Source organism: Corallococcus sp. CA054B (assembly GCF_003611625.1).
Taxonomy (GTDB): Bacteria; Myxococcota; Myxococcia; order Myxococcales; family Myxococcaceae; genus Corallococcus; species Corallococcus coralloides.
The window spans coordinates 1-26,425 of sequence record NZ_RAVY01000138.1 but is presented as its reverse complement, the minus strand read 5'-3'; the positions used below and the strand labels follow the sequence as shown (position 1 = coordinate 26,425).

General features: G+C 70.5%; 22 protein-coding genes. 11 read left to right on the top strand and 11 right to left on the bottom strand.

All coding sequences use genetic code 11. The features are described from left to right. Nucleotides 1-363: 363 nt before the first annotated feature. From D7V80_RS28050 to D7V80_RS28040, 3 genes are all read left to right on the top strand, one after another. Nucleotides 364-2,304, top strand: coding sequence for an FHA domain-containing protein (locus D7V80_RS28050; RefSeq protein ID WP_233585793.1), 1,941 nt, complete (start codon nt 364-366; stop codon nt 2,302-2,304). Between the two features lie 104 nt (nt 2,305-2,408). Next, on the top strand, nt 2,409-3,746 hold the full coding sequence (locus D7V80_RS28045) for a cyclic nucleotide-binding domain-containing protein (protein WP_120591075.1): 1,338 nt from the start codon (nt 2,409-2,411) through the stop codon (nt 3,744-3,746). A gap of 1 nt (nt 3,747) precedes the next feature. Beyond that, a complete protein-coding gene (locus D7V80_RS28040; protein WP_120591074.1) occupies nt 3,748-4,239 on the top strand; it encodes a hypothetical protein in 492 nt (163 codons plus the stop codon). Here D7V80_RS28040 and D7V80_RS28035 read toward each other — a convergent pair. Then, nucleotides 4,236-5,843 carry a tetratricopeptide repeat protein gene (locus D7V80_RS28035; protein ID WP_120591073.1) on the bottom strand — a complete coding sequence of 536 codons (1,608 nt, stop codon included), beginning with the start codon at nt 5,841-5,843 and terminating at the stop codon, nt 4,236-4,238. The genes D7V80_RS28040 and D7V80_RS28035 overlap by 4 nt on opposite strands. Before the next feature lie 144 nt (nt 5,844-5,987). On the opposite strand from D7V80_RS28035, the gene D7V80_RS28030 reads away from it, so the two are divergent. After that, nucleotides 5,988-6,956: a homoserine kinase gene (locus tag D7V80_RS28030; RefSeq protein ID WP_120591072.1), complete on the top strand. Its 969-nt coding sequence runs from the start codon at nt 5,988-5,990 to the stop codon at nt 6,954-6,956. Between the two features lie 15 nt (nt 6,957-6,971). Here the strand turns inward: D7V80_RS28030 and D7V80_RS28025 are convergent, their stop codons facing one another. The 3 genes from D7V80_RS28025 to D7V80_RS28015 all read right to left on the bottom strand — a co-directional run bounded on the left by D7V80_RS28025 (nt 6,972) and on the right by D7V80_RS28015 (nt 10,464). Continuing rightward, complete coding sequence (locus D7V80_RS28025; RefSeq protein ID WP_120591071.1) at nt 6,972-7,445, bottom strand: nuclear transport factor 2 family protein; 474 nt, start codon at nt 7,443-7,445, stop codon at nt 6,972-6,974. A 73-nt stretch (nt 7,446-7,518) separates the two neighbouring features. Beyond that, nucleotides 7,519-8,046: a hypothetical protein gene (locus D7V80_RS28020; RefSeq protein ID WP_120591070.1), complete on the bottom strand. Its 528-nt coding sequence runs from the start codon at nt 8,044-8,046 to the stop codon at nt 7,519-7,521. A 54-nt stretch (nt 8,047-8,100) separates the two neighbouring features. Continuing rightward, complete coding sequence (locus D7V80_RS28015; protein WP_199738876.1) at nt 8,101-10,464, bottom strand: hypothetical protein; 2,364 nt, start codon at nt 10,462-10,464, stop codon at nt 8,101-8,103. 25 nt (nt 10,465-10,489) lie between these two features. Here D7V80_RS28015 and D7V80_RS28010 point away from each other — a divergent pair, with 25 nt between their 5' ends. From D7V80_RS28010 to D7V80_RS28000, 3 genes are all read left to right on the top strand, one after another. After that, entirely contained in the window at nt 10,490-10,891 is a 402-nt protein-coding gene (locus D7V80_RS28010) for a TIGR02266 family protein (RefSeq protein ID WP_043321926.1), read from the top strand. Further along, nucleotides 10,888-11,439, top strand: a complete 552-nt coding sequence (locus tag D7V80_RS28005) for a DUF192 domain-containing protein (RefSeq protein ID WP_120591068.1) — start codon at nt 10,888-10,890, stop codon at nt 11,437-11,439. The genes D7V80_RS28010 and D7V80_RS28005 overlap by 4 nt, the downstream gene beginning before the upstream one ends. Before the next feature lie 589 nt (nt 11,440-12,028). Next, nucleotides 12,029-12,493, top strand: coding sequence for a hypothetical protein (locus tag D7V80_RS28000; protein WP_120591067.1), 465 nt, complete (start codon nt 12,029-12,031; stop codon nt 12,491-12,493). A gap of 1,334 nt (nt 12,494-13,827) precedes the next feature. Here D7V80_RS28000 and D7V80_RS27995 read toward each other — a convergent pair. The 7 genes from D7V80_RS27995 to cglC all read right to left on the bottom strand — a co-directional run bounded on the left by D7V80_RS27995 (nt 13,828) and on the right by cglC (nt 21,388). Further along, the gene (locus D7V80_RS27995; protein ID WP_120591066.1) at nt 13,828-15,606 is read right to left on the bottom strand and encodes a GGDEF domain-containing protein; all 1,779 of its coding nucleotides are present in this window, start codon (nt 15,604-15,606) and stop codon (nt 13,828-13,830) included. Nucleotides 15,607-15,745: 139 nt separating this feature from the next. Continuing rightward, entirely contained in the window at nt 15,746-16,966 is a 1,221-nt protein-coding gene (locus D7V80_RS27990) for a hypothetical protein (protein ID WP_233585791.1), read from the bottom strand. 81 nt (nt 16,967-17,047) lie between these two features. Next, nucleotides 17,048-17,524 carry a Cys-tRNA(Pro) deacylase gene (gene ybaK / locus D7V80_RS27985; protein ID WP_120591064.1) on the bottom strand — a complete coding sequence of 159 codons (477 nt, stop codon included), beginning with the start codon at nt 17,522-17,524 and terminating at the stop codon, nt 17,048-17,050. 5 nt (nt 17,525-17,529) lie between these two features. Continuing rightward, nucleotides 17,530-18,672 (bottom strand): 5-(carboxyamino)imidazole ribonucleotide synthase, encoded by a 1,143-nt coding sequence (gene purK / locus D7V80_RS27980; RefSeq protein WP_120591063.1) that lies wholly within the window; start codon nt 18,670-18,672, stop codon nt 17,530-17,532. Continuing rightward, on the bottom strand, nt 18,669-19,172 hold the full coding sequence (purE, locus tag D7V80_RS27975; protein WP_199738875.1) for a 5-(carboxyamino)imidazole ribonucleotide mutase: 504 nt from the start codon (nt 19,170-19,172) through the stop codon (nt 18,669-18,671). Before purE ends, purK begins: the two co-directional genes overlap by 4 nt. Before the next feature lie 164 nt (nt 19,173-19,336). Further along, entirely contained in the window at nt 19,337-20,770 is a 1,434-nt protein-coding gene (locus tag D7V80_RS27970; protein WP_120591062.1) for a VWA domain-containing protein, read from the bottom strand. Between the two features lie 114 nt (nt 20,771-20,884). Beyond that, nucleotides 20,885-21,388 carry an adventurous gliding motility lipoprotein CglC gene (cglC, locus tag D7V80_RS27965; protein WP_120591061.1) on the bottom strand — a complete coding sequence of 168 codons (504 nt, stop codon included), beginning with the start codon at nt 21,386-21,388 and terminating at the stop codon, nt 20,885-20,887. A gap of 271 nt (nt 21,389-21,659) precedes the next feature. On the opposite strand from cglC, the gene D7V80_RS27960 reads away from it, so the two are divergent. The 4 genes from D7V80_RS27960 to D7V80_RS27945 all read left to right on the top strand — a co-directional run. Then, entirely contained in the window at nt 21,660-22,487 is an 828-nt protein-coding gene (locus tag D7V80_RS27960; RefSeq protein ID WP_043323830.1) for an outer membrane beta-barrel domain-containing protein, read from the top strand. Then, nucleotides 22,484-23,365: an outer membrane beta-barrel domain-containing protein gene (locus D7V80_RS27955; RefSeq protein ID WP_120591060.1), complete on the top strand. Its 882-nt coding sequence runs from the start codon at nt 22,484-22,486 to the stop codon at nt 23,363-23,365. Before D7V80_RS27960 ends, D7V80_RS27955 begins: the two co-directional genes overlap by 4 nt. A gap of 5 nt (nt 23,366-23,370) precedes the next feature. After that, the gene (gene gltC, locus D7V80_RS27950; protein ID WP_120591059.1) at nt 23,371-25,425 is read left to right on the top strand and encodes an adventurous gliding motility protein GltC; all 2,055 of its coding nucleotides are present in this window, start codon (nt 23,371-23,373) and stop codon (nt 25,423-25,425) included. A 111-nt stretch (nt 25,426-25,536) separates the two neighbouring features. Then, a partial coding sequence (locus D7V80_RS27945; protein WP_120591058.1) for an MFS transporter occupies nt 25,537-26,425 on the top strand: 889 nt, incomplete at its 3' end.

The window sequence follows — 26,425 nt, the reverse complement described above, 5'->3', positions numbered from 1 at the left end:
TCTCGCGGCCGGGGGGGCGAGCTGGGCGGGACGGGCGCGCCGGGAGGACGCGAGGGCTCGGGGCATGGAGGGGCTCGTGGCTCTTGAGGAAGCGGGAATGGAGGAAACCTACATCGGAGACGGGACGGCGTGCGGGCCAACGAACCGGATCGAGCCCGTCTTCCCTGAAAGGAACGCTGGGAGCGCATTCCCACCGTGCGGTGGGCGCTCTAAGATGTTCGCCGCTTCAACCTGGACCCATCCATGCCTCCTCGCCGTCCATCACCGTCATCGCGTTCGGGCACCGGCCGTTCGGCCGGGGGCGCGACGGCGGACCGCCGACCCAAAGCCCCCGCGGGGGGCGGCTCCCGCCGCGTCTCCGCCGTGCCGGATGAAGACTGGTCCGCGCCGCTCTCCGGCGAGGACAGTCAGGACGGGGGAGATCCGGAGCTGTACGGCGACGCGGAGCCCGTTCGCTCGCGCACGGGCGAGACGCGGGTGGCCTCCATCGACGCCATGCGTCCGGAAGCGGAGGAGCCCGCCGAGGAGGAGGAGGAGGACAACTCCGAGACGACGCGCGCCGGCCCCCCGGTGCTGATGCTGGTGCTGGACGGCCCGGACAAGGGGCGCAAGAAGCGCTTCAAGGGCGTGCGCATGGTGGTGGGGCGCAGCAAGGACTGCGACTTCGCCCTGGGCGACCAGACGGTGTCCCGGCGCCACCTGGAGCTCGTCTACGGCGAGAGCGGCGTGGTGATGCGCGACCTGGGCGGCATCTCCGGCACCCAGGTGAACGACCAGAAGGTCGACGAGTGCATCCTGAAGCACGGGGATGAGATCTCCGTGGGCAAGACGCGCCTGCGCTTCGTGGACGAGGGCGAGCTCATCAAGGAGATGCGCGCCAAGGCCGAGTCCGGCGAGGCGGAGGACAAGAAGGAGAAGAAGGAGGAGAAGAAGGACCCGCGCCTGGATGAGAAGACCAACGCGAACTACAAGCTCGCGGACCTGATGCGCGACGAGAAGGCGCGCAAGACGGGCGTGCCCCGTCCGCGTCCGGTGCGCTCGTCGGCGCGCGAGGGCTTCAAGATCACCTTCAAGATGAAGGTGGGCGCGGCGGTGGGTGGCCTGGTGCTCCTGATGCTGATCATGGGCCTGGCCCTGTCCGGCGGGAACAAGCCGCCGCCCAAGCCGGTGGTGGACCCCAACCAGGCGCGCGCCCAGGAGCTGATGCAGCGAGCGCGCGACAAGGTGCGAGACGGCGACTACCCGGACGCGGTGCGCTTCGCCCAGGAGGCGGAGAAGCTGCGCGTGGGCATCGACGTGGACGGCGTGGCCAAGGCGGCGCAGCAGCTGCAGGACATCATGGACGCCTTCCAGGCGACCCGGGACCTGATGGCGGAGAACCGCTACCCGGACGCGCGCGCGAAGCTGACCGCCACGCCGCAGGGCACGGCGCGCACGGACGAGGTGCGCAAGAAGCTGGAAGAGGAGCTGGACTCCCGCGAGCAGGCGTACACGCTGAGCCTGGTCGAGGCGGCGCTGAATGAGCGCCGGCCGGACGACGCGCGCACCCTCATCGCGGAGCTGCCGCAGGGCACGCGCTCGCTCTACGAGCAGAAGCTGGCGGACCTGGAGAACCAGCTGGCCAAGGAGGCGCAGCAGGCCGCGCGGCAGGCCGGCATCCGGCAGGCGGTGGCCGCGGAGAACGCCAAGCAGCGCCGCGCGGAGTTCGTGGCGGAGGCCTTCCAGGACGTGGAGCGCCGCTTCAACGGCGGGGACTTCCAGCGCGCGTCGCTGGAGGTGGACCGGGTGATGGACAAGTACCGCAACGAGGCGGACATCCAGGCCCGCGCGCGCAACCTGAAGAAGCTCATCCCCCAGTTCCGCTCCGCCTTCGAGGAGGGCCAGAAGAAGTACGAGAACAACGCGCTGGAGGCCTCCGTGAAGCCGCTGCGCCGCGCGGTGGAGGTGTACCGGCAGATCGGCTTCGCGGGCTCGCTGGGTGACACGCTGGACAACGAGCTGGCCTCCGCGTCGGTGGCGGCGGGGCAGGCGGCCTTCAAGCGCAAGGAGTACCCGCTGGCGGGCCGCAGCTTCCGCGAGGCGCTGCGCCTCAACCCGGGTGACTCGCGCGCCCGCGACGGCCTGGATGAGCTGCAGAAGAAGGTGGAGGAGCTGTACCTGTCGGCGTACATCTCGCGCGACCGCGACCCCGCCCTGGCGACGGAGCAGTTCAAGATCGTCATCGAGGCGTCCGCGGACGGCGCGGACGTGAAGCGCAAGGCGGAGATGGCGCTGAGCGAGCTGCAGAAGGCTGGCGGTTCGTAGCGCGAAGCTTTCAGTCAGGGGCCGCCGCCCGTGGAATGGGGGTGGGCGGCCTCCTTCATGTATTCCTGTCACACCTGTCGTCGTGCGCGGTCTGGAGACACCGGATGAACGAGTCGTCGTTGCGTGAGCTGGGCATGGACCTGTTCGAGGAGCGCCAGTTCGAGCGCGCCCTCGCCGTCTTCGCGGAGGCCGTTCGCCGCGTGCCCGCGGACCACCGCTCGCGCATGCTGGCGTCCCGGTGCCTGGCGGAGCTGGGCGAGCGTGAGCGCGCCGTCACCGCGTACCACGCGTGCGCGGAGGGGCTCTTGCGCCGCGACTACCTCCTGAGCGCCATGGCCGCGTGCAAGCTGGCCCTGGAGCTGTCTCCGAACGAGCGCCGCCTGAAGGAGACGCTCTACCGCGTGCACTCGCGCGCCGCGCGCAGCGCCCCGGGCCGCGCCGCCGTGCCGCCGCCGCTGCCGCCGGAGCACCTGTACGACGGCAAGGTGGACACGGACCTGATGGGCCTCGTCGGCGAGGAGCTGTCCAACCGCGCCATTGAAGTGCTGGCCGCGCCGGACACCGGCGGCACCGCGGATCCGCAGAGCCGTCCGCCCCTGCCGCTGTTCGCGGACCTGGACCGGGACGCGTTCTTCGACCTGGTGGGGCGCATGGTGTGGCGCACCATCAAGCCGGAGGAGGTCATCAGCCGCGAGGGCGAGCCGGATGATCACCTGCACGTCATCGTCGCCGGCAAGGCGGAGGTGACGCGCAGGACGGACGGCGAGGACCGCACGCTGGGCTTTTTGGGCGGCGGCTCCATCTTCGGGGAGCTGGCGCTGCTCACGGGCGCGCCGCCCACCGCGTCGGTGACGGCGGTGTCGGACTCGGAGGTCTTCGAAATCCGCCGCGAGCACCTCAACGCGGTGGCCAAGAGCCACCCGGCGGTGCCGCAGCTGCTGGCGGACTTCGCGCAGCAGCGCATGATGCGCAACCTGATGGCGAACTCGCCCCTGTTCCAGCAGCTGCCGGAGTCGGAGCGGGGCGCGTTCTTCCAGCGCTTCACCTTCCGCGCGCTCCAGCCCGGCGAGAAGGTCCTGGTGGAGGGCGAGTACTCCCAGGGCCTCTTCCTGGTGCTGGCCGGCGAGCTGACGGTGCAGAAGGAGGACCCGGCGGGCGGCATGGTGACGCTGGGCGTGCTGCGCGAGGGCGACGTGGCGGGGGAGATTTCACTCCTCACGGGCCTGCGGGCCACGGCCACGGTGTCCGTGACGCGCAAGACGGCGGCGGGGTGGCTCAAGCGCGAGGCCTTCCAGGAGCTGGTGAAGACCTTCCCCAACATCCGCACGTACCTGGAGCAGCTGTCCGACCGCCGCCTGAAGCAGATTGGCGAAGCGCTGCGCCCGCTCGAAATCATCGACGCGGACGACATGATGCTGGAGCCGGAGACCGGGGCCGCCTGAGATGGTGCTGACTCGAACCCGGGTGTTGAGTGGCATGGCGGCGGTGATCGCCGCGGCGCTCGTGCTGTTCTTCTGGCCGCGCGAGGAGCCGGGCGTGAAGGACGCCGTCACCCGGCGCATCATCGCGATGACGAGCGCGGCGGAGGAGAAGGACGTGGGCGAGGTGATGGAGGGCGTGTCCGAGCGCTTCAAGACGACGGAAGGCTGGAGCAAGCAGGAGGTACGCAGCATCCTGACCGCGCAGGTGCTGCGCGGTCAGTGGGTCCGCATCTTCACCACCGACATCGACGTGCACGAGGTGTCACCCACGCAGGGTGACTTCCAGGCGCGCTTCATCTTCGGCCGCTCGCAGGCGGACAAGCTGGAGGACTTGGCCCGGGACAGCGTCCTCAACGCCTACTCCATCGAGGGCACCTTCGAGAAGGAAGCCGATGGCGAGTGGCGCGTGGTGAAGGCGAAGCAGCGCCGGTTGGACCCCTCGGAGCTGCTCTAGCGCGTCACCGCGGCGGGGTCGTTGCCGTTGAAGAGCGGCCCCGCCTCCGTGAGCCAGGCCTTGGCCATGGCGGGCTGGCCGCTGGTCTCCAGGCGCTTCTTGATGTCGTTGGCGCGCGTGGCCAGCTGCTCCACGGGCGCGCCCTGGGCTCGGGCGCGCACGAGCGAGAAGTAGTGCTGCTGGCACCCGGCGGCGAACTCGCCCTGGGCGAAGAGCAGCTCACCCAGCGCCGCGTACGCCTCCGGCATGCTGCCCGCGCCCGTCTCCGGGGCCACGGCGGTGAGCAGCGACTTCGCGCCGTCGAAGTCCTTGCGCGCGAGCAGCAGCGCGCCCTTGGCGTACTGGGCCCGCGCCAGCCCCACGCCGCGCGCCGCGAGCGCCTTGTCGTAGGCCGCGAGCGCGTCGTCCTGACGGCCGGCCGCCTCCATCACCCCGCCGCGCGCGAGCCAGTACCGGTCGTCCTTGTCCAGCGCGGGCAGCTCCTTGCCGTCCGCCGTCCGCGCCTTCACCTCGCGGAAGGTCTTCTCGTAGGCGTCCAGCATGGCCAGCGCGCCCTCGCCGTCCCCCTGTGCCTGGAGCAGCCGCGCGCCCTCCAGCGTCAGGAGCGGCGCGGTGGGCCGCTTCGCCACCGCCGCCTCGAAGGCCTGGCGGGCCTCCGGAGCGCGCTTCACCGCGAGCGCACGGCCGCGGGTGAAGAGGGCGTAGTGCTCCTCCGGCCAGGCCTTCAGCGCCGCGTCCACGTGGGTGAGCGCCTCGTCCGGGGCGCCCTTCGCCAGGGAGACCTCCGCCTGGGCCACGGCCATGCGGGCCTGGAGCGCGGGCGTCAGCTCCTTGCCGCGCGAGCGCACCTCCTCCAGCAACGCCGTCACGCCGTCCGGAGGCCGCCCCGCGTACAGCTGCGCCAGGGCGGACGTCACCCGCGACAGCAGGTGATCCGGATTCACGGTGGTGGCGCGCGCGAAGGCCTCGACCGCCTGGGGGTACATCCCCTCGTCGAGCAGCGCTTCTCCGTAGGCCGCGGAGAAGCGCGGATCCTTCCAGGCCCCTTCCGCCGCGCGCGCGAAGGCCTGGCGGGCCTCCGAGAGGCGCCCCTCCTTCTGCAGCAGCCGCGCCTGGGCCAGCGTCAGCCGGGGGCTGCTGGCGCCCTGGGACTTGAGCTCCTCCAACAGCTTGTTCGCCTCCGCCGTCTGCCCCGCGCCCACGAGCAGCAGGGCCCGGGCGCCGTAGCGCTCACCGGAGCGGGAGCCCAGCGTCTCCGCGCGCTCCAGTTGCTCGCGCGCCTTCGCGTCCGCGCCGGGCTGGTGATGGGTGAGCCACAGCTCCGCCTGGAGGTCCGCGGCCAGCGCCCGCGCGTCGCGTGAGTCCGGCGCGAGCGCGAAGAGGGCCTCCAGGTTCTGCTGCGCCATGGCCAGGTCGCTGGGGTTGCCCTTCAGCACCGCGGAGCGCGCCGTGCGCAGGTGGGCGTCCACCTCCTGGCGCACCTGCCCGCGGTGCACGTACCAGGCGACCCCCGCCGCCAGCAGCACCGCGACGACGCCAATCTGGGCCAGGGCGCTGCCCAGTCCCTCGCGACGCTTCCAGTCACCGCGGCCCGACGTTTCCATGGGGGTGGCCTCACGCGCAAAGATTGAAGATTTTCAAACAGTTATGCGAAGTAGGACGGGCATGGACAGATAGGTCCGGCCCCCCGGGGTGTCAACGGGTGGGGGCAGCACGCACGCGGGGGCGGCACGCCCCGGAGGCACGCCATGGCCGTGTACACGACACTTCCTCCCGAGGCCTTCACCCAGGTGGCGGATGTCTGGGGCCTGGGGGCGGTGCGCTCCATCACGCCGATTCCCCAGGGCTCCATCAACACCAACCACCGGCTGGAGACGGACTCAGGCCGCGTCTTCGTGCGCCACACGACGGTGCGCTCGCCGGAGGACCTTCGCTTCGAAGCGTCCCTCTTGGAGCATCTGTCCCGCGCGCACTTCCCCGCGCCCGTGCTGCTGGTGCCGCCGGGGCCTTCTCCCTTCCTGGAGCTGCACGGCGGGCGGATCAGCGTCTTCAAGTGGCTGGCCGGCGAGGAGTACACCCGCGACCGCCTCACGCCGGAGGTGCTGGAGCGCCTGGGTGCCGAGCTGGGCAAGCTGCACAGCGTGACGCAGTCCTTCGGGGGCACGCGCGCGAACCCCTACGGCCCCGGCCTGGTGAAGGGCTGGCTGGAAGGCCTGTCGCTGCGGGCGGAGCCGGAGCTCGTCGCGGTGGCGGCGGAGCTGGAGCGGTACCTCGCGCTCGCGGAAGCCGAGCGCCAGGGGCTGGAGCCCCGGGGCGTCATCCACGCGGACCTCTTCCTGGACAACGTGAAGTGGCTGGGCGACCGCGTGGGCGCCTTCTTCGACTTCGAGATGGCCTGCGTGGACGCGTACGCGCTGGACGTGGCCATCACCCTCAACGCGTGGTGCTTCGAGGGGGCGTACCAGCCCGAGCGGTGCCAGGCGCTCCTGCGTGGCTACCAGGACGCGCGGCCGCTGTCGGACGTGGAGAAGCGGGCGCTGTACGGCCACGCCCTCTACGGCGCGGTGCGCTTCACCACCAGCCGCATCCGCGACTACCACCTGTCCCCGCTGGGCGCGGACAAGCTCGCGCCCAAGGACTTCCGCACCTACCTGTCCCGCGCGCGGGCCCTGAATGACATGGGCCCGGACGGGCTGAGGGCGCTGGTGGGCGTCTGAGGGGACGGCCGGCGGCTAGATGCCGGAGACGATCTTCCAGTCGCCGTCGACCTTCTGGAACACCATCTGCTCCAGCTCCGAGTCCGACTGGGGCCGGGCGTTGAGGCCGGGCATGCGCCAGGACGCGTTCCAGTAGTAGATGGCGAGCGCGACGTCCTCGTCCTCGTGGAACTCCACGCGGCGGATGTTGAAGTCCACCTTGGGGTTCTGCACCTTCGTGAAGAGGCCCTGGAGGTGGGACTCCAGGTTGCTCGCGTTGAGGTCGTCCGTCGGGTCGTCCGGGGTGCCGGCGTCGTCGCGGAACTTCGGGGACACCAGCGCCTGGATGGCCTTCGCGTCGCGGTTCTCCAGGGCGGAGCGGTACTTCTCCATCACGGCGAGGATGGCGCGGGTATCACCGGTGTCTTCCAACTCCGTGCCGGGGATGCGCTTCGGGGCGCACGCGGCCAGGAGGAAGACGGCGCAGAGGGCGAGGAAGCGTTTGTGCATGGCGGGGCCTTATGGGTTCAACCGCATTTGTGTCAACCCATTCCCAGGCCCCGCCGCCCTCCGTGCGCTTTGACTATTTGGCGCGGATGACCTCAGCGATGAAGCGGTTGAGCACGGGCAGCTCGCCGTCGAGGATCTTCAGACCCTCCGTCTTGATGAGCGGCTCGGCAATCATCGCCACGGGCTTGAGCAGGAAGGGCACCTTGAGCGACAGCTCGCCCTCCATCTTGCGCTCCGTCTGGCCATTGCCCAGGTCGCGCAGCTTCAGCACGCCCGTGTTCACCAGCATCTTGGAGATGGTGTGGGAGGTGGGCGTGTTGGTGAACGAGAGCTGCTTGGTGCGCTTGTCGTAGGTGGACGTCTCGATGAAGGCGAACCACTCCGGCGACACCTTCTTGGGGCCCACGGAGGAGATGACGGGCTTGGGGCGGTAGCGCACCTTGCGGTGCACGCGGTCACCGTCGACACGCACCTCCTGGGGCTGCAGCTCCAGCAGCACGCCGTGGTGCTGGAGGAGGAACGGGAAGTAGCGCTCGTCGAGGAGCGCACGCTCCACCTCGTCCACCGTCCCCTGGATGTACTGCGTCTTCTCGAAGTGCATGCCCCATCCACCTTTCCGTCGATGCGTGAATCGTCTCTGCGCAGGGGCCCGCGTCTAGCGGAAAGCCTGACGCGGCACCAGCGGCCCGCGATAGGCCGTTTGCTCGAAGTCACAACGGGCCTGCCACTCGGAGGCCGCCGCACGGAAAGCGGCCCCATAGTCCGGCAGCGCACCCACCTCATGCCGCACGGCGCCGCAGTCGCCCGCCAGGTAGGCGGCCTCGATTCGCAGCCGTGTGGCCTCCCGGCGGATGGCCTCCGGGAGGGTGGTGTCCGAAAGGGCGCGCTGGAGCTGATCGCCCGCGAGCGCCGGAGCCCCCACCTGATGCAGCCGCCGCCCCAGCAGGTAGTGCAGCCACGGATCCATCGGCGCGGCGAGGAGGGCGCGGTCCAGCAGCAGCAGGCGCAGCTCCTCCTGCGGCGCGCGGAAGTACGCCTCGATGGGCGCGCGGCGCGACGGCGTCTCCAGCGCGGCCAGCTTCACCTGGGCGGTGCGCGTGAGCTCCGGCCCCGGGTCCAGCGCGAGCGCGGCCTGGAGGAAGGCGCGCGAACCCTCCACGTCCTCCTGGTGGAGGGCCACGTCCGCGCGGGCCACGGCCACCTCCGCGGCGAGCGCGGGCCGGTCCTTCACCTGGTCCGCGAGCGCGGCCAGCACCTTCGCCGCGTCCGGACCGCGCTCCAGGGCGTCCAGGGCCACGGCCTGGCCCAGCTGGTAGGACGGTTCCTCTGGCTGGAGCCGGGCGGCGCGCTGGTAGCGCTCGAGCGCGTCCTGCGGGTCGCTGGCGAGCGACTCGCGGGCGGAGGCCGACAGGCGGGCCACCTCGCGGGCACAGGCGCGGGTGAAGAGGCTGCCGGTGCGGAAGCGGGCGAAGGCGCGCGCGAGCGCGGACGCGTCCAGGGGCAGCGCGTCCAGGGTGCGCTCCCACTCGGTGACGAGCTCGTCCAGGGGACGGCCGTAGGCCTCGTTGAAGTCCGCGTGCGCGTAGACGGCGCGCAGCCGGTCCGCGCCGTAGGTGTCCGCCAGGTAGCGCAGGAACGAACCCGCCACGGTGTACGCGCGCGCGGGGGCGGACTGGTAGAAGCCCTTGGGCCCCATGAGGTCGCGCATGTCCGGGGCCAGCCCCTGCCGGCGCATGCCCGCGGCCCACTGGTGCAGGGTGAGTTCGCCCTGGACGGGGTCGTCCGCGGCCACCGCGAGCCCCTCGATCACGCCCATCAGCGGCCACACGCCCAGCCGGGTGGTGACGCGGAAGAAGCCGGAGCCCGCCGGGCTCGCCATCACATGCGCCAGCTCATGGTGCAGCGTGGAGTGGGGGAAGGGCTTGTCCTGGATGTGCAGCTCCGTGCGCCAGGGCTTGGCGTACTGGGTGCGGCCGGCGCCCACCAGCCGCTGCTTCTCATCCTCGGAGCGGTAGAGCCACACGCGCACGCGCTCGGTGGGGGCCACGCCCAGGAAGCCAGACGTCTGGGTGAAGCGGAACTCCAGGTCGCGGGCCATGCGGTCCACGTCCTGGCGCGCCTTGCCGCGCGGATAGTGCAGGACGAAGTGCTCCGTCTCCCGCACGCCGCCCAGCTGCTCGGAGAGGTACGCGTCGCTCATCCGCAGGCCCAGCTGCGGTGCTCGGGCCTCCAGCCAGATGATGCCCAGGGCACAGGGGAGCACCAGGCCCAGCAGGCCGCCCATGCGCGCGCCCTTCAGCGCCAGGCGCCCGGTGCGCACGTCCAGGAGCGCGATGGCGAGCCCCGCGAAGACGCCCACCCACAGGAGCGTCTCCAGGCGGAACCAGCCCAGCGCGGCCGTCATCTGGAGGGCCTCGTCGTAGAGCGGGCCGGGCAGGTGGCCCAGGAAGATGTTGAAGGCGAACACCTGGGGCCCGAAAACGATGGGCCACACCGTCACCGCCAGTGAGGCAAGGAGGAGCAGGGCGTACAGGCCCGCCGCGCCCCGGGGCCGGGACGTCGCGAAGCCCAGGAGCACGCCCGCCGCGGAGGCCACCAGGGCGGAGGGGATGGTGAGCAGGGGGTAGAAGCCCGCCAGCTCGAAGGGGTCGCACGCGGTGCGAAACCGGGCGAAGAGCAGGGCGCACACGAAGGGGGGGACGAGCACCCCCAGGTTCAGGACGGCGCTGGCCCCCAGGGCGCGGCCCACGGCGGTTCCGGGCAGGGCGGACGCTTCCACCCGGGCGGGCACGGGGGCGGCGCCGGTGAGGATGCGGCGCTCCTGGGCGGCGGCGGCGATGCCTGTCCCACCTCCGAGCAGGCCGACGGCGATGGACAGGGCCAGGCCCAATTCGAAGCCGGGGACCCCGAAGAGGGGGAGGAGGACGAGGGCCGACCCCCCACCGCCGAGCAGCAGCACGGTGGCCAGGACGGCTGGACGGCCCAACAGTGCACGGGCACGGGGGAGGACTTGCCGCATGGCGTCCCCTATACTCCCCGGCCGCATGTCCGAACAGAAGAGCGGATCCGAACTGCGCACCCACGGTCGTGCGCCCATCGAGCTGAAGGTCGACTACAAGAAGCTCAATTCGTTCTTCGCTGACTACACGAAGAACATCAGCAAGGGCGGCACGTTCATCAAGACGAAGAAGCCGCTGCCCATTGGCACGCGCTTCCTCTTCAAGCTGACGGTGCCGCACCGCGAGGCACCCTTCGAATTGCTGGGCGAGGTCGTCTGGTCCAAGGCCGACGCGGAGGAGCCCGGCATGGGCATCCGCTTCATCTACAGCAGCGAGTCCCAGCGCGTGGACTTCGAGACGCTGGTGGAGCGCCTCATGTCGGACAGCCTGGGCTCCGAGCTGACCGAGAAGCTGCTCAACAAGCCCCTGCACCCCCAGCATCCATGAAGGCGCGCTTCACGTTCATCCTGGCGGCGCTGGCCTTCGCGGGCGGCGCGTGTCAGGAAGCGCCCGCCGCACCTCCGAAGCCCGCCGCGCCCGCTCCGGCGCGCCTCCGGTCCAAGGACGTGTCGGCGGAGGACTACGTGATGCCGACCCTGCCGCGCGCGCACGTGCGGCTGAAGGATGCCTACGGTGGTGTGCGCCGCGTGGAGGTGGAGGTGGCCGCCACGGGCGAGTCGCGCACGCGCGGGCTCATGTGGCGCAAGTCGCTGCCGGCCGGGCAGGGCATGCTCTTCATCTTCCCGGATGAAGAGGTGCGCGGCTTCTGGATGCGCAACACGCTCATCCCGCTGGACATGCTGTTCATCACGTCCGAGGGCCGCGTCGTGGGCATCATCGAGAACGCGGAGCCGCGCACGCTGACGAACCGCACGGTGGGCATCCCCAGCCAGTACGTGCTGGAGGTGCCGGGGGGCTGGTGCCAGAAGAACGGCATCGTCCGCGGCGGCACGGTGGAGTTCGAGGGCGTGAGCACCCTCCCCATCACACCGTGACGCAACGGGAGCCGGTGATGCGCGATTGTCGCGCGCCCGGTCCGCCCGTGATGAAGAAGTGACGCGCTGCTCAAGGCCGCGCCACGCCACCTCCGCAGGATGCGCGCCGCGCGTCGAAGCGCGCGGGCCGTGCGCTACAAGCCGTTCCCGGGCACGTTCTGGCCCACCAACGGCGGCGCGGACGACGTCTACGTCCGGCTCCCGGAGTCCTTCCGGACGGATGCGCACGGACAGCTGTCGCGAGAGGTGTATCGCTTCAACCTCGCGGTGCTGGAGGCGGCGATGACGGTGGCCCCGAACCTCCTGGACGTGAAGGGCGCGAGCCGCCGCGTGGATCCGGTGGACGAGCGCGTGGGAGGCATGGGCCTGGACGGTGACGGCGTCCTGCCCCCAAGCGTGGAGCGAGTGCGCGGGTTGCCAGCGCATGACGAGGGGAGCGCGGCGGACGTGCGGGTGCGGCGGTATCCGTATCCGAAAGGCACGGAGTTCCTGCACACGGTGCGTTACCTGGATCCGGACGCACGCGCTGTCCACGCGGCTGAAAGAGCTGCGCTATTCGCGCAAGGACGAGGAACCGGCGGACGACCGCGTGCGGAACTTCTACGCGGAGGAGCAGGAAAAGAAGAGTCGCGGCCGGCTGCCCGCGTTCCCAGGCACGCCGGATCTGGGGCTGATCAACGAGTTCGGCTGGCGCCTGCAGGGCTTCATCGAGGACGCGAAAGGGCGGCTGCGGCTCCAGACGCTGGAGGAACACGTCTACTGCATGGGCTGCCACGCGAACCTGGGCGTGACGATGGACCAGACCTTCGCATTCCCACGCAAGGTGCCGGGGGGCGACGGCTGGCGGACCCAGGACCTGCGAAGCCTGCCGGATATGCCGCAGTCAGGGCACACCGCGCCGGAGACCGCGACGCACTTCGAGTGCGTGCAGGGCGGCGATGAGTTCCGTGCGAACGAAGAGCTGCTCGCGCGCTTCTTCCCGAACGGAGTGCTGGGCCTGCCAGCGGTCAGGCGCGCGGCACCGGAGGGGACCGCGACCTCGCGTGGCTGGTGACGCCATCAAGGGAGAGGGCGCTCCAACTCGACAAGGCCTACCAGGCACTGGTGCAGGAGCAGGCGTTCGCACTGGGACGGGACACGCTGCTGGTGCCGCCCGCGAACGTGCACCGCGCAGTGGAGAACGGCTCCACCGAACTGGAGACCACGGGCCGCCTCTACACCGACGGACGGCTCCACCGCGCCTGGGAGGAGGGAAGGGCGCTCGCGAAATGGTCTGTCACACAGCATCGGGTCTGGCCTGCGCATATCCGCACCGCGTCCAGGACCGGCGAGTACCTGCGCCCCGCCATTCAGGAGGCCCCCCATCCGCCGGACGCGGCAAAACCTGTCGGACAGTCGGACAGGTTTCCGCCGCCCGATTGGCGCCGAGGCTCGCGACCCCCGTTCGCCCAACCTGTCGGACAGGTCTTGCTGCGCGGATGGGCCGGAAGGACCCCATGCCACAGGGCTTCCAAACCTGTCGGACAGTCGGACAGGTTTCCGCCGCCCGGGCGTCGCCGCGGCCCTTGGCCCCGGTTCGCCCAACCTGTCGGACAGTCGGCCCGCTTCCGTTGGTCGAACGGATGGGACGGGCCCCCGGCCATGACTTGCCAAGACCTGTCGGACAGGCGGACGGGTTCTCGCTGCCTGGCTGGAACGGATGGTCCCTCGCCGCGAGGCACGCCAATCCTGTCTGACCAGGTTTCGCTGCTCGGGTAGGGGACGGCCTCCGCTCCTGGTCACGGCCCTCCAAACCTGTCGGACAGTCGGACAGGTTTTCGCTGCGCGGATGGACACCGGAAGGCCCTTTATCCACGGGCAGCTCAACCTGTCGGACAGTCGGACAAGTTTCGGCCGCCCGGGTGGGGCAGCGGGCCCCAGCTGTCGGACAGTCGGACAGGTTTCCGTCCGCGTGGCGCGGAGGCCCTCCGCCCCGGTTCGCCCAACCTGTCGGACAGGTCTTGCTGCGTGGATGGACCGGCAGCCTCCCAGGCCATGGGGCCTCCAAACCAGTCGGACAGGTTTCCGCCGCCCGATTGGCGCCGGGGCTCTATCCGAGGTTCTCCCGACCTTGTCGGACAGGTTTCCGCTACGTGGAGGGAGTGGCCGGCCCTCTCGCCGCGAGGCATCCAAACTTGTCGGACAGTCGGACAGGTTTTCCGCCGCCCGGTTGGGGCGGTGGGCCCCGACTCTGGTCCTCCCAACCTGTCGGACAGGTTCGTGAGATGTCCCGCTGACGGGGCCGCCGGGAGGGAACTGGGGCATGCGGCGGGCCCGACGGCGTGCCGTGTCGGTTCACCGGGGCCCTGCGGACAACCGCGCCTCACTTGGACGTGAGGCTCGGTCCGGCTACTTCACCGCGCCCGGCTGGAACAGGAACGTGCTGGTGTGCGTCTGCGCGGAGACGGCCTTCACGCGCTTTCGCAGGGACGCGGCGACGGCGGACAGCTCCGCGGGGTGGGGGTTGGCGGACAGCCCTTGGTGGTCCACCGCCGCGAGGCTCAGCGTCACCGGCACCGTGTTGCCCGCCGCGTCCTTGGCCGTGAAGCCCCCGCGCCGCAGGTCCTCCGGACCATAGAGCGGGACCTTCTCCGCGTCGAAGCGCTGGCAGAGCGTGCGCAACACCTCCGGCGCCACCGTGTCCGGGCACACGAGCACGAAGTCGTCGCCGCCCACGTGGCCCAGGTTCGAGCCTTCCGGCAGCAGGTGCAGACACTCCGACAGCACGCTCGCCGTGTAGCGGATCACCCGGTCGCCCTGGAGGAAGCCGTAGCGGTCGTTGTACGCCTCGAAGTGATCCAGGTCCGCGTAGATGACCGTGAACGCGCTGCCCTGGAGCGCGGCGCGGATCCACCGTTCGATCATCCGGCTGCCGGGCAGATCCGTCAGCGGATGCGCGCCCGTCGCCGCGTGCTGCTCCAGGTCCGAGGCCCGCGCGATGAGCTGCTTCATCGTCACCGTGCCCAGGAAGTGGCCCTTCGCGTCCGTCACCACCACCGGGTCGTAGACCGTTTCGGGCGGACGGCGCATCGCCATGCGCGCCAGCGCCGTGATGGCCGTCGCGTCCTCCACCACCATCGGCGCCTCGCGCGGCTCGTCCGGAAGCGCGGCCTCCGTGCTGGCGGCGGTTCCCCCGAAGCGCGCGTAGAAGTTCCGCCGCGTCACCACCGCCTGCGGCTGCTCTCCGTCCAGCAGCACGACGTGGTCCTCGCCCGGCGTGCGGCGGAAGAGCCGGTCCAGCTCCACCGCCTGCGCCGTCACCGGCGCGCACGGCGGGCGGATGATCATGCTGCCCACCGTCTCGTCGTCCTCGTGCTCGCGGTGGTGCAGGGCGCGGATGGCCTCGCGGCAACGCTCCGCGAAGTCCGCGCCCGGCCGCTGCGGCGAGCTCACGGGCCGCGCCAGCAGGTAGCCCTGCGCGTGCCGGATGCCCAGGCGCAACAGCACCGCCAGCTCGTTCCACGTCTCCACGCCCTCGGCGATGAGCACCGCGTCCACGCGCTGCGCGAACGCCACCAGCGACTTCACCAGGTGCTGCCGGTACGTGTGCAGGTGGATGTCCCGCACCAGCGCCTGATCCAACTTGATGAAGTCCGGCGCGCTGTGCACCAGCGTCACCAGTCCCGAGTGTCCCGCGCCAAAGTCATCCAGCGCGATGCCGAAGCCCTGCTCCGCGTACCGCCGCGCGAGCATGCGCAGCTGCTCCGTGTCCTCGAACGTGCTGCGCTCGGTGATTTCGAGCACCAGCTGCTGGGGGCTCAGGCCGTGCTGACGTAGCAGCTCCAGCGTGGACGCGCCGCCAAAGCGCTCGTCGCTCAGCACGTCCGGACTGACGTTGAAGAAGAACGGACCGCGCCGCTGCGCCTCCGGCAGCGTGGCGATGCGGCGCACCGCCGCGGTCCAGCACGCGCGCTCCAGCTCGTAGGTGAAGCCCTCCACCCGCGCGCGGTTGAACAGTTCGTTGGGGGACTCCACCGGGCCCAGGCCTCGCGACAGCACCTCGTGGCCGAGGACCTCGCCGCTGAGCAGATCGACGATGGGCTGGAAGACGGTGGCGACCCTCGGCTCGTCACCGTTCCAGAGCCAGGGCGGTGGTGGTGCGGGCTTGCTGGGGGAGGGCAGGCTCATGGCTCCCGAAATGTACCGCGCTCTGGCGCAAGCTTCAGTCCCCCCCGACCACTCGGCAGGGCCACCATCGAAAACGGACGCTTTCCCCGGGCGTCCCCCAGGGCCCGGGGCGGGCGGGCACCGTCAGCCTCCCCAGGTCCTATTCCCCCTGAATCCGCTGGATTTCCGGCACCTTGGCACCCTCGGATTCTGCTGGTGACGGATCCACCGGGGTCACCGGGGCCACGTTCGCCGCCGCCACCTGGGTCAGCGTCACCTGGGCCGCGACCGCGTCCATCGCCTGGCCTTCCTCTCCCTGGGCGGTCGAGAGGGCGCGGAACCGGCGGGCCAGTGAGGCCAGCTCCGCCGCCTTCAGCTGGGCCTGACCGCTGCGCAGGGACAGGAGCGCCACGCGCGCACGCTCCAGCAGGGCCACCTCCGCGCGCAGCCTCGCGAGGATGCGCTCCCGCCGCTGACGCATGTCTCCCAGCCGCTCCACCTCCTCCGCCAGCGACGCCGCCGCGGCCTCCAGCTGCCGGCGCGCCACCACGTCCGTGCTCGCGCGAGCGCTGCGCTCCAGGCTCTCGCGCTCCGCCTGCAACTCCGCGGCGGCGCGCTCCTCCAGCTGCGCCTCCACGCCGGCCCACTCGGATGCCAGCTCCACCGCGCCCTTGGTGATGCGCGCCAGCGTGCGGGCCAGCTCCTCGCGCGCGGGCTCCCGGGGCAGCTTCGCCAGGGACTGGCCGCATTGACGGTAGAGGGACAGCGCGCGCTCGGACAGCGTGAGGAAGTCACCGGAGAGCTGGGGCAGCAGCTCCTCCGCGCGCGCCTCCACCGGATCCGCCGTCAGCCCCAGGTGCGCGGCGATGGCGCCCAGTCCGACGAAGAGCCCCACGATGCCGCCCACCACCGCCGCCGCCAGCAGCGTGGGCGTGGCCACGGACGCCAGCCGCACCGACAGGATGTTCGCCACCACGCCGCCCGCCAGCGTGAACCCCGCGCCCAGCACGGCGCCCAGGCCGTAGTGCACGAGCGTGGGGCGGGCCTCCGCGACCTGCCCCTCCTCGCCCAGGTCGTTGAGGCGGGAGCGCACCAGCAGCGCGCCCGCTGCCGCGCCACTCGTGGCCACGGTCCACGCTGGCGACAGGCCCAGCCCATAGGGCAGCGCCACGAGCAGCAACCCCAGGCCACTCAAGAGGCCCCGGTCCCACCGGTCGCCTCGCGCGCACGCCAGCACCACCGCCGCGGGCACCACCCACGTGAGCGGCACCGGCATGCCCGCGCGCAAGGAGACCCACTGCAACAGCCCCGCTCCGGCGCCCGCTGCCAGCGCGCGTGTGACGGTGTGCTCGAAGGCTTCGCGGTGGTGGAATTGCAACACGGCGGCATTCATCGGGACACCCCGGGAACGGCCCCCAAGGGCCGGGAATGTCCCTTCGAACGCGCGGCGCGCGAAAAGGGTCTACGCCTTCGGACGCGAAATGGGTCCCGGCTTGCCCTTCGTCACGCGGAGGTAGTCCGCCGGGGCGAGGACGAGCTGCGTCCCGCGCACCCCGGCCGACACGGCGACCTCATCGAACAGCTCCAGCGTCTCATCCACGAAGACGGGGTAGTCCTTCTTGCCCCCCAGCGCGGTGACGCCGCCCCGGATGTAGCCGGTGAGCGGCTGCAACTCCTTGAGGGGGACGGTGTCCACCTTGCGGTCGCCGGACAGCCGCGCCAGGGCCTTCAAGTCCAGCTCCGCGTTGCCGGGCACCACCGCCATCAACACGCCGGTGCGGTCGCCCTTGGCCACCAGCGTCTTGAAGACCTGCTCCGCGGGCATGCCCACCTTGGCGGCCACCGTCTCCGCGGACAGGTCGTCCGGATCCACGTCGTAGTCGCGCAAGCTGTACGCGATGCCGAGCGAGTCCAGGAGCCGGGCGGCGTTCGTCTTCATGGGCGCTACATCCCCAGGGCCGTGGCGGCGGCCTTCACGCGCTGGAGCGCGTCCTCGGGCGTGCTGCCCACCGCGGACAGGTGGCCCATCTTGCGCCCCTTGCGCGCGTCGCGCTTGCCGTAGAGGTGCAGCCGGACGCCGGGCAGCGCCAGCGCCTGCGCGAACCGGGGGCCGCCCTCCTGCAACCACAGGTCGCCCAGCAGGTTCACGATGGCCGCGGGGCGCACCACCTCCACGGAGCCCAGGGGCAGGTTGCACACCGCGCGCACGGCCTGCTCGAACTGGCTCGTCAGGCACGCCACTTCCGTCGAGTGGAAGCTGTTGTGCGGCCGGGGCGCCACCTCGTTGACGAGCAGCGAGCCGTCCCCCAGGAGGAACATCTCCACCACCAGGAGCCCCTCCACCTTCAGGCCCGAGGTGATGTCGCGCGCCACCTGCGACGCCTGCGTCAGCACGGCCTGCGGCAGCGGGCCCGGCAACAGCGACCACGCGAGGATGCGCTCCTCGTGGTGGTTGAACGCGGGCGGATACACCGCGAGCTGCCCATCCGGGCCTCGCGCCACCAGCACGGACAGCTCCGCCTTCAGGTCCAGCGCGGCCTCCACCACCACGGAGCGCTCACCCAGCTCCTTCCACGCGACGCCCGCCTCGGAGGCCGTCTTCACCTCGTACTGGCCGCGCCCGTCGTAGCCGCCCTCGCTGGACTTGATGAAGCACTTGCCGCCCAGGGCGGTGATGGCTTGGGACAGCTCCGCCTCCGAGTTCGCCTCGCGCCACGGGCCCAGCGGGAAGCCGCCCTTCGCGAGCCACGCCTTCTGGCGGCCGCGGTGCTGCACCACCTCCAGCACGGAGGCGCCGGGCCGCATGGGCGCGTGCCGGGCCACCGCGTTGAGCGTGGACAGCGAGACCTTTTCGATTTCCAGCGTCACCACGTCGCACTGGCGCGCCAGGTCCTCGGCCGCCGCCGTGTCGGTGAAGGACGCGGTGAGGCAGCGGTCCACCACGGAGCGGGACGGGCACGCCGAGTCCGGATCCAACGCCTGCACCTGGTAGCCCAGCGTGCGCGCCGCGAGCGCCATCATGCGCCCCAGCTGGCCGCCGCCCAGGATGCCCAGCGTCCCGCCCGGCAGCACCATGGGGCCGCTCATCCCGCCACCTCGCGCTGCGCCAGCACTTCGTCCGTGCGGGCCTTGCGCCAGGCGGCCAGCCGCTCGCGCAGCTCCGGGTACTTCAGCGCCAGGATGGCCGCCGCGTGCAGCGCCGCGTTGGCGGCCCCCGGCTTGCCAATGGCCTGCGTGCCCACCGGGACGCCCTTGGGCATCTGCACGATGGAGAGCAGCGCGTCGAAGCCGGACAGCACCGTGGTGGGCATGGGCACGCCCAGCACCGGCAGCAGCGTCTTGCTGGACACCATGCCGGGCAGGTGCGCCGCGCCGCCCGCCGCGGCGATGATGACGGACAGGCCTCGGCCTTCCGCGCTGGACGCGTACTCCATCATCCAGTCCGGCGTGCGGTGCGCGGACACGATGCGCACCTCGTGCGGGATGCGCAGCTCGGCGAGGATGTCGATCGCCGGTTGCAGGTGCTCCAGGTCGCTCTTGCCGCCCATGATGACCCCGACCCACGGGGTGCTCGCGCTCGCCGCCATGCTTGTCCGCGCCTCCAGTGCGCCCTGCTTCCAGGGGGTGAAGCCTGGAAGAACGCGGAGATAGGGCCACGCGATTCCGGAGGTCAACCGCGAAGATGTGACGTCGCGATGGCGGGCGGGCAGGGGGGCGGGCGATGCCCCCTCGCATGCCCTGGCCCCAACACTCAGTACGTCGAGCCCATGCGCCCGAAGCTCTTGAGCGCCTTCACCTTGCTGTTCTTCACGGCGGCCTTCTGGGCCTCATAGGAATCCGCGTCGTCGTATTCCTGCATCGCGCGGCTCTGCTCGGCTTGATCCGCCGCCACCGCCGCCGCGCCCGCCACCGCGCCCGCCTCCTCGAAGAGGGCCTGGTTCTGGGAGAGGTAGCCCTTCGCCTCCGCCTTCTTGCCCTGGCTCATGGCCTCCGCGGCCTTCTGGAGGTTCTGCGCGCTGCGGGCCCGGGCCGCGTACACCGTGGCCTCCTTGTCCTGGCGCTGGACGATTTCCTCCTGCACGTTGGTGGCCACCGCGGCCAGCGTGGACTGGTCCTCCACGTTCTTCTGCACGAGCAGGTCCGTGTACGCGACCTTCAGCCCCGCCACCTGCACGGACTGGCCCGGAGCGGTGCCCGTCACGTGCAGCCGCGCCACCACGCGCTCCACCTGGCCCGCGGAGAAGTCCGGCAGCGCCACGCGCACGGTGTTGCCGGCCTGGTGCGCGCGGTAGCCCAGCACCTCGCCCAGCGTCGTGCCCGGGGGCAGTTCGAAGGACAGCTCCACGTTGCGCGCCACCGCGGTGGTGGCCTGCTGCAGGTCGCGCTGGAAGAGGGTGGACAGCTTGCTCGCGTCCTCCAGGAAGCCGTACGCGCCGGCGCCGTACTCCGCGAAGGCCTGCATCAGGTCCTCGTTGAAGTCCGTGCCCACGCCAATGGAGCTCACCGTGATGCCGGAGGCGCGGATCTCCCGCACCACGTTCTTCAGCCCCTCCTCGTCGGACACGCCCTCGGTGGGCTGGCCGTCGCTCATCAGGATGAGGCGGTTCACCGTGGCCGTCCCGCCCATGGCGGACGCCAGCTGCGTGCGGCCCACGGACAGGCCCGCGCTGATGTTGGTGCCGCCGTCATCCCAGATGCCGTCGATGAACTGGAGCATCCGCTCGCGGTTGCCCGCGGTGGCCGGCAGGGACGGCAGGCTCTTCACGTCGCTGCCGTAGTGCACGATGGCCAGCCGGTCCTCGTCACGCAGCAGCGTCACCAGGTGCCGCGCGGCCTGCTTCGCCTGCTGGAGCTTGTAGCCGCTCATGGAGCCGGACCGGTCGATGACCACCGCCAGGTTCACCGGGCTGCGCTTCGCCCCGGGCACCTCCGCGCCGGTGAGGTCCACCGTCACGTACGTCTCGGAGGGGCCCACCGGCACGTACGGGTGCGACAGCCGGCTCGTCACCTGGAGGCTGCCCGTGGACGCACGAGGCCCCGGCGGCGGGACGGGTGGGGGGGGCGTGGGCTGCGTCACGACGACGTGCGGCGTGGGCGGCAGACCGCTCCCTCGGGGCATGCCCAGCACCAGCGCGGTGAGGGCAAGGCCACCAGCCAGGGCGAGGAACAGGACCGTACGATTCATGGCAGGGCTCCAAAGGCGTTTGAAACGCGGGCCCTGCCTTTACGAACGGGGGGCGCGAAAAGGTCTAACCCTTTCGCGCGAGGCGACTGTTCAGTGCGCCGTTCAGTCCGGACTTCAGTTCTGGGCGGTCGGGACCGCGCCCGCGCAGAAGTAGGGCGAGTTGTTCTCGCCGAAGGTGCGCCGGTAGAAGCCCTCGTCGGCGATCTTGATGGCGTCCAGCGTGTCCTGGTCCAGGAGCAGGGGACGGCACGTCATGCGGTCCTTGAGACCCTCCTCCACGTCGCCCACGGTGCGGGTGATCTCGCAGCCCGTCGTGGAGCCCTGCACGCACTCCTTGCTGCAGTAGCCCAGGGCGAACGCCTCCGGGTTGTCGCTGCGGGGGCTCAGGTCGTCGCGGACGCAGACGAGGTCCTCGCAGTCCAGCGAACCGAAGGAGATGAAGTCCTGATCCACGGCGATGTCCTTCTCCTGGATCTCCATGAACTTGCGGCCCTGCGCCTCCTGCTCCTCGGCCGTGGCCCTGCGCACCAGTTGGCACGGCTTGCCCAGCTCGGTGGTGACGTCGCAGCCTCCCAGCATCAGGGCGGCGGACAGGAAGAGCGCGGTTCGCACGAACATCTTTGAGACCTCTAGGAAGGATGGAATCAGGGCGCGTAGGGGGAGGACAGCGCCCGGAACCCGCGAACGGTAGCACACCACTTTCGCGCGCCAACCCCTGACCCGCGGGGCGTGAGAACAGTGGAATTGTGAAGCGATACGAGAGGAATACAGAGGAGGCAGGCGCATTCTGCTGGTTGATGGTTGGGAATACGGCCGATAGGATGGCGAGGCTGATGTCATGCTGCCTTCCGGTGGCAGTACGTTCCCTCCCCCCACGGAGCGCCCGGACTTGAACCGCCCCACGCTGCTGCTTGCGCTGAGCCTGATGTGGCCCGCGCTGGCCCCCGCCCAGAACCAGCCAGGCATGGGCCTCGATCTGACCGAGGACGCCCAGGCCAAGCCACCTGAAGAGAACCCCGCGCCGCCGCCGGACGAGGAAGCACGTCCCGCGTCGCCGCCTGCCGCCACCCCGGCGAAGGAAATCCCGGTCGAGGCGCTGATGCCGCTCACGGACATCACCCAGGACGACCGGGTGAAGAGCGTTCAGCGCAAGGTCTACCTGAAGAAGAACCGCCTGGAGATCTCACCGTTCGTGAGCCTCTCCGTGAACGACCCGTTCTATTCGAAGTTCGGCGGCTCGCTGCGCGCGGCCTGGTACCTGTCGGACACGCTGGCCATCTCGGCGCGTGGCTCGCTCATCCAGGTCATCCCGTCGGATGACGTCAGCACGGCGAAGCGCACCTTCAACAGCAAGATCTACGCCTCCGTGCCGAACTGGTCCGCCATGGGCGACCTGGAGTGGGCACCGCTCTACGGCAAGGTGTCCTTCCTCAACTCCATCCTCCACTTCGACGGCTACCTGCTGGGTGGCATGGGCGTGGTGAGGACGGAGACCTCCGCGCTGCCGGACCGCGGCCTCAACCCGGCCTTCGACCTGGGCCTGGGCATGCGCTTCGTCACCAAGGACTACCTGGCCGTCAACGTGGCCCTCATCAACACCTCCTACGTGGACCAGCCCCTGGGCAGCAGCAAGGGCGCCCTCCAGAACGTCATGACCCTCAACGCGGGCATCTCCATCTTCCTGCCCCTCAAGTCGACGGGGAGGGAGTCCGAATGAAGCCCGCCTTCCGTCTGCTCCTGACCCTGTGCGCGGGCGTGCCCGCGCTCGCCGCCGCCGACCAGGCGCCCGCACCGGCCGCCGCGGCTCCGGCCACGCCCGCTCCGGCTCCGGCGGCTGCCGCCCCCAAGACGGCCGCCAACTCCAACCCGCCCGCCACCTCCCAGGAGGAGGAGGCCGGCGACGTGTCCGAGGTGGACAAGGACGCCCTGGGGCCCCTTCGCGAGCGCATCCGGCCGGTGTCCGGCCACATGTTCCTCAAGAAGGGCCGCTTCGAGGTGAGCCCGTCCGCGTCCATCACCATCCGCGACGCGTTCTTCAAGAAGTACCTCTTCGGCGGCACCGTCACCTACTTCCCCATGGAGACCCTGGGCGTGGGCCTGCGCGGCGGCTACGCGCTGAACTCCGTGGCGGGCTCCGCGCAGAAGTGCACCTTCACGCCGGGCGAGGGCGGTGACACCCGAGGCTGCAGCGCGCCCACCCGCGAGGAACTGGATGGGTATGCGCCCGGCCAGATGACCCTCATGGGCGGCGTGGACGTCCAGTGGGCGCCCATCTACGGCAAGCTGTCGCTGCTGGCGGAGAAGTTCGTCCACTTCGACATGTACGGCGTCGTGGGCGCGACCGTCGTCCAGTACAAGGGCCCGGCGGAGTCGCTGTCGGACGGCACGCCCGTCGCGGGCAGCAAGTCGTACCTCACGGGCGGCGGCAACGTGGGCGTCGGTCTGCGCTTCTTCTTCAACCGGTGGATGACGCTGCGCACGGAGCTGCGCGACATCATCTACGTGGAGAAGGGCCGGGACCCCACGCCCAACTACCTCCGCAACCAGATCCTGTTCGAGCTGGGCCTGTCCTTCTTCTTCCCCTCCGGTTCCTGAGACTCATGCGCACCCACCGGTTCCTCCGCCTCGCCGTCCTCGGGCTCACGCTCGCGTACACGGCCCCCACGCTGGCCCAGTCCTTTGAAGGGCTGGACCTGGCGGGCCAGTCGAAGAAGAAGAAGAAGGGGGCCTCTTCGAAGGCTTCCTCGAAGAAGAAGACCAGCGCCAAGCGCGGCAAGGGCAAGGCGACCGCCCCGGCCGAGGACACCTCCGAGGAGTCCTCCACCGCCACCAGCGAGCCCGCGCCCGCGGGCAACCCGGCCACGCCTCCCGCCGCGGTGACGACGACGCCCGCGCCCTCGGCGATGCCCGCCGCGCCCGCCGCGAAGCCCACGCCGCCCGCGAAGCCGGCCGCGCAGGGCAGCCCCGGCCTGGGCCTGGACCTCACGGGCGACAACGACAAGCCGCCCGCGCCCACCATGACGTTCGACGCGGTGGACGTGTCCGGCAAGACGGCGGACCGCCAGCGCCTGGACGCGGCCATCAGCCTGTTCAAGAACGACGAGTACGAGAAGGCCGCGATGGCCTCCCACGAGCTGTTGGGGGACCCCAAGCTCCAGGGCCTGCACGTGGAAGCGCGCTACGTGCTCGCCAAGTCGCTCTACCGCATGGGGCTGTACCACTCGTCGCTGGGCGAGTTCTCCAAGATCCTCGCCGCGGGCCCGTCCACGAAGTTCTTCAAGACGAGCCTGGAGTGGCTGTTCTTCATCAGCCGCAAGACGCAGAACGAGACGGTCATCCTGGATGAGATCGCCCGGTACGCGAACTACGACTTCCCGGAGAAGTTCCGGAACGAGTTCCGCTACCTGCTGGCGCGCTACCACTTCGTGCGTGGCCGCGCGCTGGACCAGGTGGGCCAGACGGAGAACGCGGACAAGTCCTTTGAAGAAGTGAAGCGCCTGGCGCTGACCATCCCCCGCACGGACGTGTTCTACCCGCGCGCGAAGTACCTGGAGGGCCTGGCCTTCTTCCGCAACGGCACGCGCAACAAGGACGCGGCCAGCAAGCGCGGCAACACGGACGTGCTCGCGTCCGTGGAGGCCATGAAGGAAGTGGTGCGCCTCACCCGTCCCATGGCGGGCCGCACCGGCGAGCAGGCGAAGCTGGACAAGTCGCTGCGCGAGCTGGCCTTCATGCAGCTGGCCCGTACGCACTACGGCATGCAGCAGAACCGCTTCTCCATCTTCTATCTGAACAAGGTGGAGCGCGGGAACACGCAGTGGCTGGAGGCCCTCTTCGAGTCCTCCTGGGCCAACTACCGCATCGGCCAGTACGAGCAGGCGCTGGGCAACCTCATCACCCTGTCGTCGCCCTTCTTCCGCGAGGAGTACTTCCCGGAGGCGCTCATCCTCAAGGCGGTCATCTATTACGAGAACTGCCGCTACCGGGAGTCCAACCTCATCCTCCAGGACTTCGAGCGCACCTACCTGCCCGTGCACGACGAACTGGACGGGCTCGTGAAGAAGAACATGGAGGCCTCCGAGTACTACACGGTGCTCGCGGACGTGCAGAAGAAGAACAAGGACGGCCTGGAGAAGAACGGCACGGACGTCATCCTGGAGCGCATCCTGCGGCTGGCCCTCACGGATCAGGACCTGAAGAAGACCAACGACTCCATCCTGGAGCTCGAGGGTGAGATGGACCTGTTCGGCAACAAGGGCGACACGTTCAAGTACTCGGAGCTGACCAAGCAGCTGTTGGAGGAGCTCAAGGTCCAGCGCACCAGCCTCATCTCCAAGGCCGGCATCATGGCCAAGGGCAAGCTGGAGTCGGAGCTGGGCGCGCTCAAGCTGCTCCTGGCCAACGGCCTGCGCATCAAGTTCGAGACGACCACCAAGGAGAAGGAGTTCCTGGAGGAGCAGCTCAAGGCGGGCGGCCGCACGGCCATCGTCAAGAAGTACAAGTTCTCCGTGGCGGTGGCGGACGATCAGCTCTACTGGCCCTACGAGGGCGAGTACTGGCGTGACGAGCTGGGCACGTACCAGTACACGATGACCAAGGGCTGCATCGAGCGCGACACGGCCAACCGTCAAATGCAGTCCGCCGAGGCGATGTAGACGCCTCGCGCTGAGAGTGGGATTCTTCCCGGCCGCCGGAGCGCCCCCTACGCGCGCTCCGGCGGTCTTGTCTTTTCCAACGGTCCCTCGAAGGGACGAGGGAGTGCGAAGTTGGCTCGGGAGGCGTCGCTGCGGGTGGTGTTCGGCATCGCCGTCCTGGACCTCATCGGGTTCGGCATCCTGATTCCGCAGCTGGGCGTGTACGGCGTGCGCTATGGCGCTTCCCCCTTCGCGGTGGGGCTGCTCGTCGCGGTGTACTCGCTGATGCAGCTGGTGGCGGCGCCCATCATGGGGCGGCTGTCGGACCGGTACGGCCGGCGGCCGGTGCTGCTCATCTCCCAGGTGGGCTCGCTGCTGGGCTACGTGCTGTTCGCCTTCGCGCACACGCTGCCCCTGTTGTTCCTGTCCCGCGTCATCGACGGGGTGTCCGGCGGCAACGTGTCCACGGCGCAGGCGGTGGTGGCGGACATCACCAAGCCGCATGAGCGCGCGCGGGGCATGGGCATCATCGGCGCGGCGTTCGGCCTGGGCTTCGTGCTGGGGCCCGCGCTGGGCGGCGTGCTGGGGGCGTGGGGCGGCAACCTGGCCATCGGCCTGTTCGCGGCGGGGCTGTCCGCGCTGAACCTCATCAACACCTGGTTCTTCCTGCCGGAGACGCGCAGGGCGGACTCGCCGTCCGCCACGACGCGCAGCATGCGGGGCGCCGCCGCCGTGTTGACGCTGCCCGTCGTGGGCCGGTGCGTGGTGCTGGTGCTGCTCTACACCGTGGCCTTCGCGCAGATGGAGGGCACCTTCTCCGTGTACCTGCTGACGCGCTTCCTCTCCTCCGGGCCGGTGCCGCTGGAGGGCGGGTGGCTGGTGCACGCGGTGCATCCGGACGCGGCCGTCCTCAAGGAGGCGAGCCTGCGCTCCGGGGCGCTCTTCGCGGTGGTGGGCGTGCTGTCCGCGCTGGTGCAGGGCGGGCTGGTGCGCCGGCTGGTGGCGCCGGCCCATGGCGCGC